Origin of the sequence: Psychrobacillus sp. L4 (genome assembly GCF_042944905.1) — a bacterium.
In the GTDB taxonomy this organism is placed as follows: domain Bacteria; phylum Bacillota; class Bacilli; order Bacillales_A; family Planococcaceae; genus Psychrobacillus.
In genome coordinates this window covers 1,699,336-1,714,903 of record NZ_CP168496.1, presented here as the reverse complement: position 1 = coordinate 1,714,903, position 15,568 = coordinate 1,699,336, and the positions used below count along the sequence as shown (strand labels likewise).

The window sequence follows — 15,568 nt, the reverse complement described above, 5'->3', positions numbered from 1 at the left end:
AAAAATATCAGTTCTGAATACTATAATTAAGCGATTTTACTATACTTTCTCCTGTATTCAGAAATTTTATAGTCAATAAATGCACCAATAACTCCAAAAGGTATTCCGCCTGCTGTCAATGAAAGTAAAATTGAAAATATACTTATTTGCTCCATTTTAATACTCAACACATAATGAATAAACAAAGTTCCTAATATAGTGAAAACTATAGTAAAATAATAAGTTATATGAAGTTCTTCCTTTATTTTTTGTTCTTGATTTGTCACTTCTTTATGCATGTAACTCCCTCTTCTCTCTAAAGTCTTTTTATTATTCACTAGTTTTCAATAATTTACTCATTTTTATCTATATAGACAAAAAAATCTTCGGTAGAAGCACTTGTTAAAAGTGCTTCTACCGAAGACAAGGTTTCTATTAAATTTGCAAAGTAGTATCTGACCACTCTATTTCATTTAAAAATGTAAATACATCTTCACATACTTTATCTTTTTCTTTCCCCGTCGTAATTATATGACCAGACTCTTTATACCAAATGATTTCTTTTTCATTTGTTTCTACTTGATCCAGAATAAACGATGCACTTTCTTGATAAATTACATCGTCTAATGCTCCCTGAAGCACGAGGGTTGGTGATGTAATAGTATGTAAATCGTGACATGTATTTTCAGTTATTGATTGAACACTATTAAAAGAATTTCTCGGTAAGGATTTAAGTACTTCAAGTTCTTCTATAATTACTTCTTTTGATTTTCCCTCAAAAGATTTATAAATTTTTGCGTAGTTATATAATCGATCGAATAAACCTTCCGTGCTATTCCTTTTAACTGGAGCACACATCGATACAACTGCTTTTACTGGAAATTCTTCTGCTATTTTTAAGGAAAACACACCACCTAATGATATCCCAGCTACCGCAATTTCTTCATAACCAAGGTCTTGTAAATAATGATATCCTTTAACAACATCCTGCCACCAGTCAGTTGGAGTCGTTTGTAATAATTCTTCAGGGGTTCCCCCATGCCCTTTATACATTGGTGCATGACATGTGTAGCCTCTTTTTTGCAAATATTCTCCTAATCTTTTAACATCTTTCGTACTTCCTGTAAAACCATGCAGTAATAATACAGCTCGATTTCCGCCTTCGAACGTAAAAGATTTAGGTGCCACTAATTTCATCTGTATATCCCCTTTATTTAGTTAAAGCTTTACTATAATGAGCTAATACTATCATTGACAATCAATAATGTATAATCTATTATTCTTATCATTATGATGCAAAAAATGCATCAATAGAGTTTAGGGGGTTAGAAAGTGGAGTGGCAACGTCTAGAATATTTCCAAACGGTAGCAAAGGTTCAACATATGACACGTGCAGCGGAAATGCTGTCTATTTCACAACCTGCTTTAAGTCGTTCTATAGCAGGGTTAGAGGAAGAAATTGGGGTACCACTATTTGATAGACAAGGACGATCGATTGTGTTAAATCGATACGGGGAAATGTTTCTCCATCGAGTGAACCGAATTATGAGGGAACTAGATGAGGGATTGGAAGAAATATTGCAATTAACTAATCCAGAGCAAGGGGAGGTGTCACTTGGCTTTTTGCACACGCTCGGCACTAGCTCTGTTCCAAACATAATTCGAGCATTTCATCAAGAGTATCCACATATAAGGTTTCAACTTAAACAAAATCATACACATACGCAATTAAAACAATTAAAATCAGGTGAATTGGATCTTTGCTTGCTCGCATCTTTGGACAATGAAACGCAAATTGAATGGACAGAATTATGGCGTGATGAGTTGTATGTGATTGTTCCAATTAATCATCCCCTTTCTAATCGAAAGAGTATTTCATTAAAAGAAATAGCAAATGAGTCCTTTGTTTCAATGAAAAAAGGATATGCACTTCGTAACACAACGGACGAAATTTTCGAGAAATTAGGAATACAACCTAATATTTCTTTTGAAGGAGATGAAGTAGCAACGGTAGCAGGCTTTGTCGCAGCAGGATTAGGTTTTTCTATTCTACCTGATGGCGGGGAGTTAAATGCAAACAAGATGATAAAATTACGCATAAATGATATGACATGCGAACGTGTCATTGGTATGGCTATTGGAAAAAATCGTTATCTATCCCCTGCTGCTAAAAGATTCCAGCATTTTATACTAGCTTATTTTCTGCAAAAATAAGCTGAAATTGTTTCTTTGAAAAAATACTCAGACAAGATCAACTTGCCTTTCAAAAAAAAGTGATAAAAGAAGAAGCTTTTTGTTAGACAAAAAGCTTCTTCTTTTACGTTTATATTCTATTCTTTATTTTCGTGCCTCGTTCATTTGTTTCCAAACTGATCCCTTTGCTTCTTCGCCTTGTTCAATTCTAACAATGGCCATTCGTATTTGTAATTTTACTTCATATTCTTTATCATCCATTGCTTCTTTCAATACGGATAGATCCTCTACAGTTCCTATTTCATAGAAGTACATCGCTGCTCTCCAGCGAACAAGTTTGTTTTTGTCAAATAAGGCAACTTTCATCGCTGCAGCAAATTGCTCATATCCTAAATCACTCATTGCATCTCCAGCTGTCCTACGAACTGCAGCGCTTTTATCCTTTAAAGCAGTTTCTAAGTAAGGGATAACAGCCTCGTCCTCTATTAGCCCTAAGTAAACAGTCGCTAATCGACGAATGGATACTTGTTCATCTTGAACTGCTTTTGCTAATATCGGTAAATCTTCCTTTTCTGGATTAATTAAATTATTTAAAAGTTGAAATCTTTGTTCCCATTCACCGACTTCAAATTGTTCTAGGGTAAATGGAACTCGAACAGCTGACTTCTCTTCTGATGGATTGTCTTTATCCTCTAATAGTTGTTGCAGTTTACTTTGTGGAAATGTTGCTTCTAGCTCTTTTACTAATTGTTCTCCAATTTCTTTTTGATCACCGTAACGAACACCAAAATCTACCCATTTACGAAGCAATAGATAGTTTTCTTTGTCGCCTTCCATCGCTACGTCTAAAGCTTTTATAAAACGCTCAGATAATCCATATCTGGACTCTGATTCACTATCAAATACTTTCACTTGAAGTGGAATTCCTTTATATTGTTGGACATGCACATATAATTCTCCATAATGCTCCAGTGGTTTTTCTAGTGAATTTTCTTCATTTTCCGCTCCAAAGACATTTTCAACTGAGGCTAAAATAGGCTCCCATGAAAACTTTGCATTTCTCTCCACTGCAAAAAAATCTGCAACATGATAAATACCTTTAATACCTTCAATTTTAAATATTTCTTGAATTTCCTTTGGTGCACCATCCAAGTTATCTTTTTTATAATTATGACTTTTACCAAAAGGAAGCTCTTTATCTATCACAACTTTCATCGTATTCGGACTCGGCGTAGGCTCGATTGTAACTATTTTCATTTAGTTCCCCTCCATAAAAATCAACTATTAACAATTTCCTCTAGGTATGACCAGCGCTCGATTAGTTGCTCATATTTTTTGTTTGCATTATCCAATTTTACAGTTCCCTCTTGAAGCAGTGTAAAATCAGAACCAGCCTTTGCCAAACTTTCTTCTAATTCAACAATTAGTATTTCCGTTTTCTCAATATCTGCTCCAATTGTTTCCCATTCGCGTTGCTCTTTATAAGTAAGTTTTTTCTTCTCTTTAGTCGTTTTAGCTTGCACTTCTTCTAATTTTACTTCATCGATTTTTGTAGGATTTATCTTTTTCTCTTCTAAATAATCCGAGTAAATACCCAACCATTCTTTAACTGAGCCATCGCCACTCAATACCCAAAGTTTCTTCGCAATACGATCTAAGAAAAATCGATCATGGGAAATAGTAATAATGACACCAGGAAAAGTTTCCATGAAATCTTCTAACACAGATAATGTTTGAATATCTAAATCATTTGTTGGTTCGTCGAGTAAGAGAACATTCGGTTGCTCCATAAGCATTTTTAATAATACTAGACGTTTTTTCTCCCCACCTGAAAGCTTACCTATTTGTGTTCCATGTGTGTTTAATGGAAACAAAAATCGTTCTAGCATTTGTGCAGCTGAAAATTTCTCTCCAGAACCGGTTTCGATTAAATTAGATGATTCGCGTACATATTCAATCATTCTCGTCTGTTCATTCATTTCCGGTAGCTGTTGAGTAAAATGCATGAGTTTTACAGTAGATCCAACTATTATTTCGCCTGAATCCATTGGAAGTTCTCCTGCTAACATTTTTAGAACAGTACTTTTCCCTACACCGTTAGGACCTACAATTCCAACTCGATTCCCAGCTTGAAGAAGAAAGTTGAAATTTTCTACTATCTTTTTGGTTTCAAAACCTTTTGAAATAGATTTTCCTTCCAACACTTGCTTACCCAATCGAGTCGTCATAAGTTCCATTTCTAAGTTCTGGTTAGAATTATCGCGATCTATTTTTGAACCAATTTCTTCAAAGCGATCTTTTCGAGCTTTCTGTTTCGTCGATCTAGCTTTTGCCCCTCTACGAATCCATTTCAACTCATTTCGATACAAATTTTGTAATTTCTGTTGAGAAGATGCATTCATTTCCTCACGAATTGCCCGCGACTCTAAATAATCCGCGTAGTTTCCAGAGTGCGTATATAACGTTTTATCCGCTAACTCATAAATATGAGTTGCCACGGCGTCTAGGAAGTAACGATCATGCGTAACAAATATAATGGCTCCTTCCACTCGTTGTAACATTTCCTGTAACCAATCTGTAGACTCTTTGTCCAAATGATTGGTAGGTTCATCTAATAGTAGTAAATCAGCTGGTTCAATTAACACTTTTGCGAGTGCTACTCTTTTTTGTTGTCCACCTGATAAATGTAAAACGGAATCTTCAAATTGCGTGATTCCTAATTTTGTTAACGCTGTTTTCGCAAGAGCATTTACGTCCCACGCTTGTAAATCGTCCATTAGTGATTGTAAATCCATCAGTTTATTTTGTAGTACAGTTGAGTTAGAATCCTCCATTAATGCAAGTAATGCTTCTTCATATTCACGATTTATTTTTAATATTGGCGAATCTCCACCAAATACCGCTTGAAGAACCGTCTCTTCCTTAACAAAAGTCGGTTGCTGTTCTAGATAAGCAATTCGATATTTGTTTGGATGATCGCGGTCAATCGAATCCGCTTCAAGTTGACCAGCAATAATGGAAAGGAAAGTAGATTTCCCAGTCCCGTTTATACCTATTAATCCTGCATGATTCTGATTATTAATGGTAAAGGATATATTTTGAAAAAGTGTTTTTTCACCCACTGTTTTCGTTAAGTTTGAAATAATTAAATGGCTCATAGCATTTCCCCAGTTTCTTTACGTAAGTTTTGCAGAAAGAGTTCCATAAACGAATGTCTTTCTGTTGCAAGTTCTTTTCCTTTTTCCGTTATCATTCCTGCCGACAAGAGAAGTAGCTTTTCATAGAAGTGTGTGACGGATGCTGTATCTTTTGTACGATATTCTTCTGCTGACATATTAGCTCGAGGAGTTTCACTTGCATCATATAATTTTCTGCCTCTTGTGCCGCCATATGCAAAAGTTCGAGCAATTCCAACTGCTCCTATTGCGTCTAATCGATCCGCGTCTCGAACAACTTCCGCTTCAATTGTTTTAGGTTGTTGTTCATTTCCTCCATTAAAAGAAACGGATTTTATCACTTCTTTAATATGAGCTACTTTTTCATCTGGTAATTTTAATAGTTGAATGATGCGTGTTTCTTCTGATTTCAACTGATCTTTGGCATATTTCGGATCACTTACATCATGCAGTAAAACAGCAAGCTCTACAACTTCTTGATCTGCATTATCGATCGTTTCTAATATCTCTAATGCATTCTTTCTCACTCTCTCAATATGTTGAAAGTCGTGACTTGCATCAAAATGCTTGTACACTTCTTTTACTAATTGTTCGCATTGCTCTAATGTATTCATACTATCTTTCTCCTTAAACGGATTCATTCTCTCCATTATATACAATAACACATAAAAGACCGCTAATTGAGCAGTCTTTCTACTTTTTATAACATTCCACTTCAACTAAAAGTGTTAAGAAATCAATAATAATTCCATTTTCGTCCAATAGGTGGGAAAGTGATTTTAATTTTGCATTTTTGGTAATACTTAAATAGAGAAAGAATCTAAAACCTTTTCACTTATTACCTTGCTTTTTATTTTTTTGATGGGTAGTGAAAGCATTAAATATTAAGTTCAAATCGACATATTATTGACGATTATTGTCATTTAATGTATAGTTTAACTATCCATTATTTGAATATTTAGTGGATTGAGGGAGGAACGTTTATGCAACAGGGGAAAGTTAAATGGTTTAATAATGAAAAAGGCTATGGGTTTATCGAATACAATGATGGAGAAGACGTATTTGTCCATTTTACAGGTATTCAAGGAGATGGATTCCGAGCGTTGGAAGAAGGACAAGATGTATCTTTCGACATTGTTGAAGGTAACCGCGGACCTCAAGCTGCAAACGTATTAATAAATAGTTAAAAACAGTTCTTCCCGCGACGAATGGTCGTGGGACTTTTTTATTTACAATAAAGTTTTTCTCCTATTTCTCGAATTCCCTCTCCAACAGTACAAGTATGAATACAAAAGTTATGTGCTGCTATCTTTCCTTTTTCTTTGCGGAAAAGGCTTTTTATATAACATCCTTCACAATAATTAGTTAATAAATAATCTATTTCATCGATTATTTGAGTATTTTTCATATGAACTCTCCTCCCTACATTAAATTAGATTGTCCAATATCATATATTTTATTTGCAAGTGTGCAACATGTAGTTCAAACTAAAAAAGAACTAACCAAAACAAACTGTAAATAGGTGATAAAAAATGCTTGAAGTATATATTGATGGTTCAACAACTGGTAATCCTGGTCCAAGTGGTATAGGCATCTTCATTAAAGGCGAAGGACATCATATTAAAATAAGCGAATTTATCGGTAGTTACACTAATCACACTACTGAATTTATCGCATTATTAAGAGGATTAGAAGAAGCACAAAAATTAACAACCTCCATCGTTTCGGCAAGGACTGATTCACAAATAGTTTGTGCTGCAGTCGAAAAAAGATATGCAAAAAATGCAGAATTCGCTTCTATTTTAGAGAAAATACTAGTAATAATCGATAAATTCGACTTATTTTTTATTAAATGGATTCCAGATGAGCAAAATAAAGCAGCTCACGCATTAGCAAGAGAAGCCGTGCTAAAAAAACTACCTTGAGTAAAATTGTGCACTGAAGAAATCCATATAATTTGGCTTTGTAATATAGGGCTTGCCAATAAGTTAGAAAAACGGAGCTGTCCTTTAAGTGCATCTTGTCTTTACCAATTTCCAAGTGCTTTGGACTAAATATTAGCTACACTATTAACGAAGACTTTTATGGAGGACCTGGAAGTGACTGCGTCACTTCCAGATCCTCTCTTTTCGGTAATCTTGTGGCGGTTGTTTGTCCGTCGCTCTCTTGGAATGTGTAGAGATATGGTGCATTAGGTTTGGTTATTGAGTGATTAGATACTTCCCTATTCTTTTAAAAGCTCGTTAGTATTAGTTTGAATTTCATTTTTATACGCAGATTCGATTGTCTCTTTTGTTCGGTTCATAAAACGTCGTACTACCTCGTCGTTACCAAATAACTGAAAAATTCCAAGTAATGGATTTTTAGGTTTATTTATCGATGTGTATATAAATTTTGTAGTTGTATCATTTTGCGCTTCTAATTCATAGTCAATAGTCATACGAAAACGATTATTCAATAGAAAACTTTCCTGAAAGATTTTATAATGCTGTTCGTTTACATACTTTTTAATCGTAATTTCATATTGTTCGGTTACTGAACCAATTTGATACGTTTGACTGATGATTGATCCAACTAACTGTTCTGTTTCTTGAGTAAATACTTCATCCATTACTTTTGGGAAAATCATTTTCTTTTTCTCTAAATCCCCATAAAAAAACGGCCACACGTATTCAATTGGTGCATTTATGGTAATTTCTTTTTTCCACTTTTTCATGTAATCATCCCCTCATTGTTCATAACCACTCTACCGAATGATATAACATATCATAACACAAAAAAACAGACTCTCGAATGAGAGTCTGTTAAAGTTTAGGTTTAAAATTAAGCTTTAACTACGTTAGTAGCTTGAAGACCACGTTGGCCTTGCTCGATTTCAAAAGTTACTTCTTGACCTTCGTCAAGAGATTTGAAACCTTCGCTTTGGATAGCTGAGAAATGTACGAATACATCGTCTCCGCCTTCGCGTTCGATAAATCCGAATCCTTTTTCTGAGTTAAACCATTTTACTTTACCTTGTTCCATGTGTATTTCCTCCTCGTATGCAGTTGTGCATACATTGTGTTACTATCCTTGCTCAACACTGTTAAGTAAAAGTGTTGCCACCTACTAACTAACCGAACAAAAATAATCCTCTTTAAATATAACATGGGTTTTTAATTAATGCAACCCTTTTGCTGATTAAATTTAATTACTTTCCAATAAAGCACCTATCGCACCACTATACCCATTTTTACCCAAAAAAACAGGTTCTTTATCTTTTAATTGTGTATAACTTCTTATTATTTCTTTTAGTAAATTGTTATTTTCTAATGTTGAACCAATATAGATAATACTGTTTACATGATAAGCGTCAGCTGCTTGGATGCATAATGAAGCTACCACCTCACCAATGATACCTTGTATGCCTGACAAATAATCTGCTTCACTTCTTTTTTCAGCCGTTTTTAACGCGACTCCACCAAAATTACTGGCAGTAAGTGACCCATTTATCGGTAATTTATTGCTTTCATAGATATCACTGACTAATATATCTATAGATGATCTATTTCCTATTTTAGATAGGTTAATCAACTCTTCATAACTCGTTAATCCAGTTAATACTTGTCCCAGGCCAATAAACGTTCCACCACCGATTCCAGTTCCACCAAGCCTGCTATGTGAATTGGCATTCATAAGATGAATAGATGTCCCTGTGCCAATGTTTGCAATAATTGCCTTTTCACAATGAATATTTTGTTGTTTTAATTGATGCTTGACTCCCGCCATTGTTGCATCGAACTCCACAATATATGGAATATCTTTTTGTGAAAGCAAATATTTCTTTAACTGCTCTGCACGACCACCAGTAAGGCAAATGGAAGCTAGCGAGTGATTAGAATCGATCCAATCCTTTACTGCTTGAAAATTAGATGAAAGGAAGTTAAGTAAATGTAATTCCATTTTTTCATCCCAATAAGCTATCTTCGTTAACGTTCCACCTGCATCAATACCGATTTTTGTAGCCATAAAAATTCCCCTTTTATCTTATCCAAGAACCTACAATTGGATAATTAAATGTGCTTCCAGTAATCGCTTTAACTATTCCGATAATCGGAACAACAAATGCCATTATACCAAAAATAATAATCATAGGGATACCGATTAAGAAAATTATTAAAATGGCAGAAATAAAAATCAAAACGCCAATAACCAATTGGAATAAAATTGCTTGTATCGAAAGCTTTTTAATTTCGTCATCGTCTACTACCAAAAATATAATAAATGGTACTAAAAACGGCGCAAACCATGTGCTAGCATGAATTAAGATTTTTAAACCCGTGTTTTCCATATATGTCATACTCCTCTCCGTAAGTTAATACTATATATACGCATTATTTCACCATTCGTTTCACTTTACTCTTAAATTATTATTCTTGTAGACTGTTTCTCCCGCAACGATCGTTTCTAGTATATTAGCTTTTAGAAGTGTCATTGCATTTAACTCTCTATCCACTATTGTGAAATCCGCATCAAATCCTATAGCAATTTTCCCGCGTTCGTTTTCTTTTCCGATTGCTTTTGCACTTCCAGTTGTAAATAATGAAATCGCTTCGAATACTGTAAGTGCCTGCTCAGGAAGGAATTTATTATTCACTGCGGCATCTATCCCCACAAGTGGGTCTGCCATTTCTACTGGAGAATCAGATCCTCCTGAGCACTCGAATCCATAATCAATCAACGATTTCCATGCATATGCCCAGTTTAATCGATCTTTCCCCAGCCTTTCGATAACCCATGGAAAATCGGAAGGCACAAAAATTGGTTGGAGATCCAGTACTACGGGTAATTTCGCCATTCTTTCTACTAAATCTTCTCGTAATACATTCACATGAATTAATCTATCCTTTTTTCCAAATACTACAGGATATTTCTCTATTAAGTCTATTATGATTTCAACTGCAGAATCTCCAATTACATGAACAGCGATCGTTTCATTATATTTTCTAGCTGTTTGCACCAATTGTTCTAGTTTTTCAGGATCATGTACTGCAACACCTTTGTTTCCTGGATCATCTGAATAGTCTTCTGACAACAACGCAGTACGCCCCCCTAAGGATCCATCGATAAATATTTTCATCGCACCGAATTCAATAAAGTCCGTCGGTTCCTCCCCCTGCATCTTCTCAAAAGCTTCATGATGCCTTAAAAGATGAGTACGAAAACTTTCACCTATAACTTCACGATATGCCTGTAAAGGTACTGTATATGGTCCATAGTATGCCATATCCTCTGTGTGAACGCCTGTTAAACCCTTCGATTGTAAATCTGCTACACTATTTTTAATTACTTCTACTAAATACTCTGTAGTTGTTGGAGGTATTTTAGATGTAATTAGCTGTTGTGCTTCATCATAAAACAATCCATTTAAATTACCTTCACTGTCTTTACCAATTATCCCGCCAGTTGGATTTGGTGTATCTTTCGTAATTCCTGCGAGCTCCATTGCTTTGGAATTAGCAACTAATACATGTCTACATACTCTCTTTAATACTATTGGAGTCTCTTTCAAATGATCAAGGTCAAAACAAGTGATGGGTCTTTCCTCTATTAATTTATTATCATTCCAACCTTCCGCTACGTACCATTCCCCTTTTTTAACTAGTCCTGCTACTTTAACCACTATTTCTTCAATGGAATTAATCGTTGATAAATCAAGATATGCTAACTTTTCACCATGACCAATGAGATGAATATGACTATCGACAAAACCTGGATACATGGAAGCACCATTTAATGATTTTACTTCTTCTGCAAGTGGTAATAATATTTCTTCAGAGCCAGTTTTAATGATTTTTCCATCTTCTACTAAGACAGATTCTACTGTGTTTCCTTCTGATTGCATTGTAAAAATATGACCGTTTGTCCAAAGTGTTTTCATTTTTCTCCATCCTTTTATGTGAAGTTAAGATTCAGTGGATATATACTATAAATATTAGTTTTAAGTTTTTAGTGGCCCGTTTTTCAGAGCGGTTGGTTATTTTAATAAGTTATTAATATCTTCAACCGGTGATTCTAATTTCATTTGTTCTAGTTGTAGCTTCATTTTTTCCGTTTCAATCACAAAGTTTTCATACTTTAACTTCTCTAGTTCCAGTTCAGCATTCACTCTTTGTCCTTTTATTTGTTCTTTATGTTCAAAATGTTTAGTAATAACTTTTATTATTGGAACTGAAAAAATAAGTATAACTGCAATCATACCAGTCAAAGCAATGTCCTCATTTCATAAGTATTTGAATATTATCAGTATACATTATACAGAATTTTGTCGAAACTATTCATTTGCTAACAATATAGTTGATTCAAGCGCAATTTCGACGTTCCCTCTTAAAGCTTTACTAATCATACATGTCTGTTCCGCTTTTATAGCAATTTTTTCCATTGTCGCCATGTCTTTTTCATTTCTCAATACGATAGTAGGGCGATGAACAATTTTTTTATAAGTAAATACTCCATTTGTTACATCCACAATTGCAGTAGAATCCATATATAAGGATTCTTTTGAAATATTACTTCTTTCCATCATTGCCGCAAGTGTAATAATATAGCAAGTAGCCGCTGCGCCTAGAAGCATTTCATCTGGGTTCGTACCTATACCTGGACCGTCCATTTCTGGAGGAATTGATATTTGCGTTTGCAAATTTTTCATTTGAATTTCCCCTATATCATTTCGATCACCTGGCCAGTTTGCTTTTAAATGAAAAAAATGCTCTGCCATGATTTCATCCCCTTTAATGTTTACTTTATTGGAATATCGCATAATTTCCAGTATGATGATATAGGAAAGTAGGCGATAATGTTGTTAAAAAATTATGGAAGAATTGCTGGAATCACTATTATCATATCATTATTTTTACTAATTTTTGGTGTTAAATATGTGTTAGGCCAAGATTTAGTGATCAGAAATTTCATTGCATTTGCAATCATTTCTGTTTTAGTAGGAACTCTTGCTGGTGCTTTGTTATTTTATAAACTGAAAATAGCGTATTATATTTTTACAACTGGATTACTGATCGGTTTTATCGAACTTTTCCGCTCCTTTATTTCCGGGAAGGAAGGATGGGGGGACTTAGTTGGAATTCTATCCTTGTTTATATTTACCTCATTTGGATTAGTTATCGGTCTTATTATAGAAGGTATCCTGTTTCTCGTGAAAAAAAACAAGTAAAAAAGAAGTTTTTCCGCGTTTGTTAGCGAGAAAAACTTCTTTCTTTTATTTCTTCCGAAGAAAGTTCCAAATAACAACACCAATTAATAAAAATTGTGGGATAATCGTTTCCCATGTTGGATAAAAGCCAATGGAACTAATGACGGATAAATGATCCACGGTTGTCATTGGAATTACACTTCTTAGTTGTAAAGTATGCACGCTAACTCCTATAATTTTAAATGCCAAAATATAAATTAGTATAGTCGCTACGATAAAGAATCTATGAATCGGTATCTTTCCGCTTACTTTCATTAAAACAACAGCAAAAACAACTAAAATAACCAAAGCAATTAGGATACCAATACTTAACTCAAGCGTAGACATTTTTGGAGCAATACCTGCATAAAAAATAATTGTTTCTGCCCCTTCTCTAAATACAGATAGAAAACTGACAAATGCCATCGATAAGATACTACTGGTAGAAATTGCATGATTCATTTGGGTTTGAATATATTTATTCCACGCGGTAATACTAGATTTATTATGTAACCAAACCCCGACTCCTATCATTAGGACTGCAGCACCTAACCCTACATATCCTTCCATCAATTCCCGACTCGTTCCCGCAGAAACCGATTGTAGAATACTTGAAAGAATAATAGCAGCAATTGCGCTCACAACCAAACCTGCAAATGCCCCTAAATAAATCCACTTTTTCTGATTGCCTTGGTTTGCTTTTTTTAAGAAAGCAAGCAATGCGATAATGATGAGTAATGCTTCCAAACCTTCACGAAGTAATATTAAGGCAGAATCCCAATAAGTATAGTCTGAAGTAGTTTGCATTAATTCAATCTCTTGAATAAATGAATTAATTGAATTAGTTACTTTCTGTTTATCAACTGAGTCTTTTGAAAGATCACTTACGAGAAGAGGAATATTACTTTCTATTTTCGTATAAAGTCCTGCATTTTTTGTCCGTATATCTCCTTCAACGTTTGGCCAAATTTCAATAAACTTCAATAATTCATTTGCAGCTTCATCAAAAGATCCTTCGTTAATTTGATACTTACTTTCTTTCAGTAAACCAACAAGGGTAGCTAAAGAATAATTTCCGGTAGTACCCTGCATTTCTTTATTAGCAACAAAGTCATCTATTGCTTTAATTAATGCATTAAACTGTCCTTGAAGTTGGTTTACATCCAATTTGTCTTCTGCTAACGTAATTCGCATAAAAGCTACTTGAGTTTCTATTTTTCCGTAACTTGCAATATTCAACTCTCTAACTGGACGTTCATTTTTTTTCCAAGAAGCTAAAAACTTGGAGTATCCTAGTAAAATAGCATCTTTATCATTAGTAACAATAATGTCATTCATTTTATCAATTGCTGGTTGAATTTTTGCGCCAAAATTTGTTCGTTCCATTTTTTCGTCTACAGGATTTTGTTCTTTTTCAAGTGCAGCTAAACCTTTTGCAAGTTGTTGTAAATTTGCTAAACGCTCATCTGCGTTTTTAGATTTAAATGCACGAGTATAAGCATCATTAATTTGTTTAACTGCTTCACTATCCGGAACATTCATTTCTTTCCATTGTTTCTCAAATGATTTAAGTGCGTCTTTAGCCTTTGTATTTTCTTCATTTTTGGATTCCATAATGGCATCACTAATCGTAATATACAATTCACCAACTGTAGTAGTAGCTTGAGCAGGCACTGAACGCACGACAAATAATATGCAAACTACACATAATACAATAGATATTTTATGCTTTAAAAAGTGATTCACCTATAAAACTCCCTTTTTGAATACCAGGGAAACAAGCGAAAATTGCACTGCCTCGATGGGTAATATATTCATTTAATTTATCTACACGACCTAAACTATTTTGTATGTTAATAAATTGCTTTGGATCCTTTTGGAAGGAAATAAATAGAAGCCCTGCATCAAATATACCTGTCTTCGGATCTATTCCACTTGAATAAGAAAATGATCTTCTTAACAAACGATCCTTTACTTGTTTAGCTAAATGCACGTGAGAAGTAATTGGGACAACTGGCTTACCGTTCGAATCAATTCGAGAAAGCTCCATATCTTCATGTTCGCCTTTTTTCCCAAGCGGGGCACCGCTATCTCGATGACGCCCAAAAGTTGCTTCCTGATCGCCTAATGCTGTACGATCCCAAGTCTCTAAATGCGTTTGAACTTTTCTTGCAACTAAATAGGTTCCACCAGTCATCCATGAAACTGAATCATTTGGTTGAACCCAAACAACTTCATTCATCTCTTTTATATTTTTCACATCTGGATTTCCAGTGCCATCCTTAAAAGCAAATAAATTTCTAGGAGTATTTTTTTTATTTCCTTGTGGAAATGAATTAAAGCCTGCTTGGGTCCATTTTAACGTGACTTTTCCTGATGCAGCACGAATAAGATTTCGAACAGCATGAAAAGCAACTTGTGGATCTTCTGCACAAGCTTGAATACATAAATCACCATTTGAAAAATTTTCATCCAACTGATCTTTTGGAAAGTGAGGTAATTGTGCTAATTCTTTTGGTTTAAGATTTTCCAAACCAAGTTCTGATTTCTCGAAAAGACTTGTGCCTACTCCAAAAGTTAACGTTAAATTAGAAGCAGAAAGGCCAACCGCCTCTCCGGTATCTTTAGCCGGAACAAAATAATTAGTAGTCGGCTCCCCAATTTCTTCGCCGTTCATCATTTTTACAGCCATTGGAGTCCACATTTTAAATAATTCTTTTAACTCCTCTTTAGATGTTGCAATGACATTTAACGAGGCAAAGTAAATATGCTGTTGAACTTCCGTATGAATACCTGATTGATGCTTACCGTAAAACGGAATTTTATTTGAAACTGACAAATTATCTTCTACAACTGAATAGCCTAGCGAATTAGCAACAGAACCAAATCCGGTTGCACCAATCAAAACCCCAGCAGCACCTACTCCGGTTAACTTTAGCATTTGTCTTCGATTCATTTTCTTATTAGAAAATGATTCTGTTTGCTTTGTATCCAT

At 34.5% G+C, this 15,568-nt stretch carries 19 protein-coding genes; 4 read left to right on the top strand and 15 right to left on the bottom strand.

The features are described from left to right. Window positions 1-26 precede the first annotated feature (26 nt). Both ACEPXG_RS08065 and ACEPXG_RS08060 read right to left on the bottom strand, forming a co-directional pair. Window positions 27-278, bottom strand: coding sequence for a hypothetical protein (locus tag ACEPXG_RS08065; RefSeq protein ID WP_391209175.1), 252 nt, complete (start codon window positions 276-278; stop codon window positions 27-29). A 136-nt stretch (window positions 279-414) separates the two neighbouring features. Beyond that, a complete protein-coding gene (locus ACEPXG_RS08060) occupies window positions 415-1,176 on the bottom strand; it encodes an alpha/beta hydrolase (RefSeq protein ID WP_391209173.1) in 762 nt (253 codons plus the stop codon). Window positions 1,177-1,311: 135 nt separating this feature from the next. Between ACEPXG_RS08060 and ACEPXG_RS08055 the strand changes: the two genes are divergently transcribed. Then, complete coding sequence (locus ACEPXG_RS08055; RefSeq protein WP_391209171.1) at window positions 1,312-2,193, top strand: LysR family transcriptional regulator; 882 nt, start codon at window positions 1,312-1,314, stop codon at window positions 2,191-2,193. A 123-nt stretch (window positions 2,194-2,316) separates the two neighbouring features. Here the strand turns inward: ACEPXG_RS08055 and ACEPXG_RS08050 are convergent, their stop codons facing one another. The 3 genes from ACEPXG_RS08050 to ACEPXG_RS08040 are packed head-to-tail and all read right to left on the bottom strand — an operon-like array spanning window position 2,317 to window position 5,962. Further along, the gene (locus ACEPXG_RS08050) at window positions 2,317-3,429 is read right to left on the bottom strand and encodes a conserved virulence factor C family protein (RefSeq protein ID WP_391209169.1); all 1,113 of its coding nucleotides are present in this window, start codon (window positions 3,427-3,429) and stop codon (window positions 2,317-2,319) included. A 20-nt stretch (window positions 3,430-3,449) separates the two neighbouring features. Beyond that, the gene (locus ACEPXG_RS08045) at window positions 3,450-5,330 is read right to left on the bottom strand and encodes an ABC-F family ATP-binding cassette domain-containing protein (RefSeq protein ID WP_391209167.1); all 1,881 of its coding nucleotides are present in this window, start codon (window positions 5,328-5,330) and stop codon (window positions 3,450-3,452) included. Further along, window positions 5,327-5,962 carry an HD domain-containing protein gene (locus ACEPXG_RS08040; RefSeq protein ID WP_391209165.1) on the bottom strand — a complete coding sequence of 212 codons (636 nt, stop codon included), beginning with the start codon at window positions 5,960-5,962 and terminating at the stop codon, window positions 5,327-5,329. Before ACEPXG_RS08040 ends, ACEPXG_RS08045 begins: the two co-directional genes overlap by 4 nt. Before the next feature lie 369 nt (window positions 5,963-6,331). On the opposite strand from ACEPXG_RS08040, the gene ACEPXG_RS08035 reads away from it, so the two are divergent. Next, the gene (locus ACEPXG_RS08035; RefSeq protein WP_391209162.1) at window positions 6,332-6,535 is read left to right on the top strand and encodes a cold-shock protein; all 204 of its coding nucleotides are present in this window, start codon (window positions 6,332-6,334) and stop codon (window positions 6,533-6,535) included. A 38-nt stretch (window positions 6,536-6,573) separates the two neighbouring features. Here ACEPXG_RS08035 and ACEPXG_RS08030 read toward each other — a convergent pair whose 3' ends face one another. After that, the gene (locus ACEPXG_RS08030; RefSeq protein WP_391209160.1) at window positions 6,574-6,756 is read right to left on the bottom strand and encodes a zinc-finger domain-containing protein; all 183 of its coding nucleotides are present in this window, start codon (window positions 6,754-6,756) and stop codon (window positions 6,574-6,576) included. Between the two features lie 124 nt (window positions 6,757-6,880). Between ACEPXG_RS08030 and ACEPXG_RS08025 the strand changes: the two genes are divergently transcribed. After that, entirely contained in the window at window positions 6,881-7,273 is a 393-nt protein-coding gene (locus ACEPXG_RS08025) for a reverse transcriptase-like protein (protein ID WP_391209157.1), read from the top strand. A gap of 299 nt (window positions 7,274-7,572) precedes the next feature. On the opposite strand, the gene ACEPXG_RS08020 is transcribed toward ACEPXG_RS08025, so the two are convergent. The 7 genes from ACEPXG_RS08020 to ACEPXG_RS07990 all read right to left on the bottom strand — a co-directional run bounded on the left by ACEPXG_RS08020 (window position 7,573) and on the right by ACEPXG_RS07990 (window position 12,105). Next, entirely contained in the window at window positions 7,573-8,064 is a 492-nt protein-coding gene (locus ACEPXG_RS08020) for an SRPBCC family protein (RefSeq protein ID WP_391209155.1), read from the bottom strand. 107 nt (window positions 8,065-8,171) lie between these two features. Beyond that, window positions 8,172-8,372: a cold-shock protein gene (locus ACEPXG_RS08015; protein ID WP_053589685.1), complete on the bottom strand. Its 201-nt coding sequence runs from the start codon at window positions 8,370-8,372 to the stop codon at window positions 8,172-8,174. 162 nt (window positions 8,373-8,534) lie between these two features. Beyond that, complete coding sequence (gene coaW, locus ACEPXG_RS08010; RefSeq protein WP_391209152.1) at window positions 8,535-9,356, bottom strand: type II pantothenate kinase; 822 nt, start codon at window positions 9,354-9,356, stop codon at window positions 8,535-8,537. Between the two features lie 13 nt (window positions 9,357-9,369). Continuing rightward, on the bottom strand, window positions 9,370-9,678 hold the full coding sequence (locus tag ACEPXG_RS08005) for a DUF4870 domain-containing protein (protein ID WP_391209150.1): 309 nt from the start codon (window positions 9,676-9,678) through the stop codon (window positions 9,370-9,372). A 60-nt stretch (window positions 9,679-9,738) separates the two neighbouring features. Next, complete coding sequence (locus ACEPXG_RS08000) at window positions 9,739-11,268, bottom strand: amidohydrolase (protein WP_391209148.1); 1,530 nt, start codon at window positions 11,266-11,268, stop codon at window positions 9,739-9,741. Between the two features lie 96 nt (window positions 11,269-11,364). Continuing rightward, window positions 11,365-11,586 carry a hypothetical protein gene (locus ACEPXG_RS07995; RefSeq protein WP_391209839.1) on the bottom strand — a complete coding sequence of 74 codons (222 nt, stop codon included), beginning with the start codon at window positions 11,584-11,586 and terminating at the stop codon, window positions 11,365-11,367. A gap of 75 nt (window positions 11,587-11,661) precedes the next feature. Next, window positions 11,662-12,105, bottom strand: coding sequence for an OsmC family protein (locus tag ACEPXG_RS07990; protein WP_391209145.1), 444 nt, complete (start codon window positions 12,103-12,105; stop codon window positions 11,662-11,664). 78 nt (window positions 12,106-12,183) lie between these two features. Between ACEPXG_RS07990 and ACEPXG_RS07985 the strand changes: the two genes are divergently transcribed. Beyond that, window positions 12,184-12,555: a hypothetical protein gene (locus ACEPXG_RS07985; RefSeq protein WP_391209143.1), complete on the top strand. Its 372-nt coding sequence runs from the start codon at window positions 12,184-12,186 to the stop codon at window positions 12,553-12,555. A 45-nt stretch (window positions 12,556-12,600) separates the two neighbouring features. On the opposite strand, the gene ACEPXG_RS07980 is transcribed toward ACEPXG_RS07985, so the two are convergent. Next, the gene (locus ACEPXG_RS07980) at window positions 12,601-14,319 is read right to left on the bottom strand and encodes an FTR1 family iron permease (protein WP_391209141.1); all 1,719 of its coding nucleotides are present in this window, start codon (window positions 14,317-14,319) and stop codon (window positions 12,601-12,603) included. Then, window positions 14,297-15,568, bottom strand: coding sequence for an iron uptake transporter deferrochelatase/peroxidase subunit (gene efeB, locus ACEPXG_RS07975; protein ID WP_391209139.1), 1,272 nt, complete (start codon window positions 15,566-15,568; stop codon window positions 14,297-14,299). The genes ACEPXG_RS07980 and efeB overlap by 23 nt, the downstream gene beginning before the upstream one ends.

What these genes read in the sequence shown, in the direction of transcription:
- ACEPXG_RS08005 (WP_391209150.1), bottom strand. Translation starts at nt 9,678, where the DNA reads ATGGAAAACACGGGTTTAAAAATCTTAATTCATGCTAGCACATGGTTT.
- ACEPXG_RS08050 (WP_391209169.1), bottom strand. Translation starts at nt 3,429, where the DNA reads ATGAAAATAGTTACAATCGAGCCTACGCCGAGTCCGAATACGATGAAA.
- ACEPXG_RS07990 (WP_391209145.1), bottom strand. Translation starts at nt 12,105, where the DNA reads ATGGCAGAGCATTTTTTTCATTTAAAAGCAAACTGGCCAGGTGATCGA.
- ACEPXG_RS08015 (WP_053589685.1), bottom strand. Translation starts at nt 8,372, where the DNA reads ATGGAACAAGGTAAAGTAAAATGGTTTAACTCAGAAAAAGGATTCGGA.
- coaW (WP_391209152.1), bottom strand. Translation starts at nt 9,356, where the DNA reads ATGGCTACAAAAATCGGTATTGATGCAGGTGGAACGTTAACGAAGATA.
- ACEPXG_RS08000 (WP_391209148.1), bottom strand. Translation starts at nt 11,268, where the DNA reads ATGAAAACACTTTGGACAAACGGTCATATTTTTACAATGCAATCAGAA.
- ACEPXG_RS07985 (WP_391209143.1), top strand. Translation starts at nt 12,184, where the DNA reads ATGTTGTTAAAAAATTATGGAAGAATTGCTGGAATCACTATTATCATA.
- ACEPXG_RS08035 (WP_391209162.1), top strand. Translation starts at nt 6,332, where the DNA reads ATGCAACAGGGGAAAGTTAAATGGTTTAATAATGAAAAAGGCTATGGG.
- ACEPXG_RS08025 (WP_391209157.1), top strand. Translation starts at nt 6,881, where the DNA reads ATGCTTGAAGTATATATTGATGGTTCAACAACTGGTAATCCTGGTCCA.
- ACEPXG_RS08045 (WP_391209167.1), bottom strand. Translation starts at nt 5,330, where the DNA reads ATGAGCCATTTAATTATTTCAAACTTAACGAAAACAGTGGGTGAAAAA.
- ACEPXG_RS08030 (WP_391209160.1), bottom strand. Translation starts at nt 6,756, where the DNA reads ATGAAAAATACTCAAATAATCGATGAAATAGATTATTTATTAACTAAT.
- ACEPXG_RS08040 (WP_391209165.1), bottom strand. Translation starts at nt 5,962, where the DNA reads ATGAATACATTAGAGCAATGCGAACAATTAGTAAAAGAAGTGTACAAG.
- ACEPXG_RS08020 (WP_391209155.1), bottom strand. Translation starts at nt 8,064, where the DNA reads ATGAAAAAGTGGAAAAAAGAAATTACCATAAATGCACCAATTGAATAC.
- ACEPXG_RS08060 (WP_391209173.1), bottom strand. Translation starts at nt 1,176, where the DNA reads ATGAAATTAGTGGCACCTAAATCTTTTACGTTCGAAGGCGGAAATCGA.
- efeB (WP_391209139.1), bottom strand. Translation starts at nt 15,568, where the DNA reads ATGGATACAAAGCAAACAGAATCATTTTCTAATAAGAAAATGAATCGA.
- ACEPXG_RS08065 (WP_391209175.1), bottom strand. Translation starts at nt 278, where the DNA reads ATGCATAAAGAAGTGACAAATCAAGAACAAAAAATAAAGGAAGAACTT.
- ACEPXG_RS07995 (WP_391209839.1), bottom strand. Translation starts at nt 11,586, where the DNA reads ATGATTGCAGTTATACTTATTTTTTCAGTTCCAATAATAAAAGTTATT.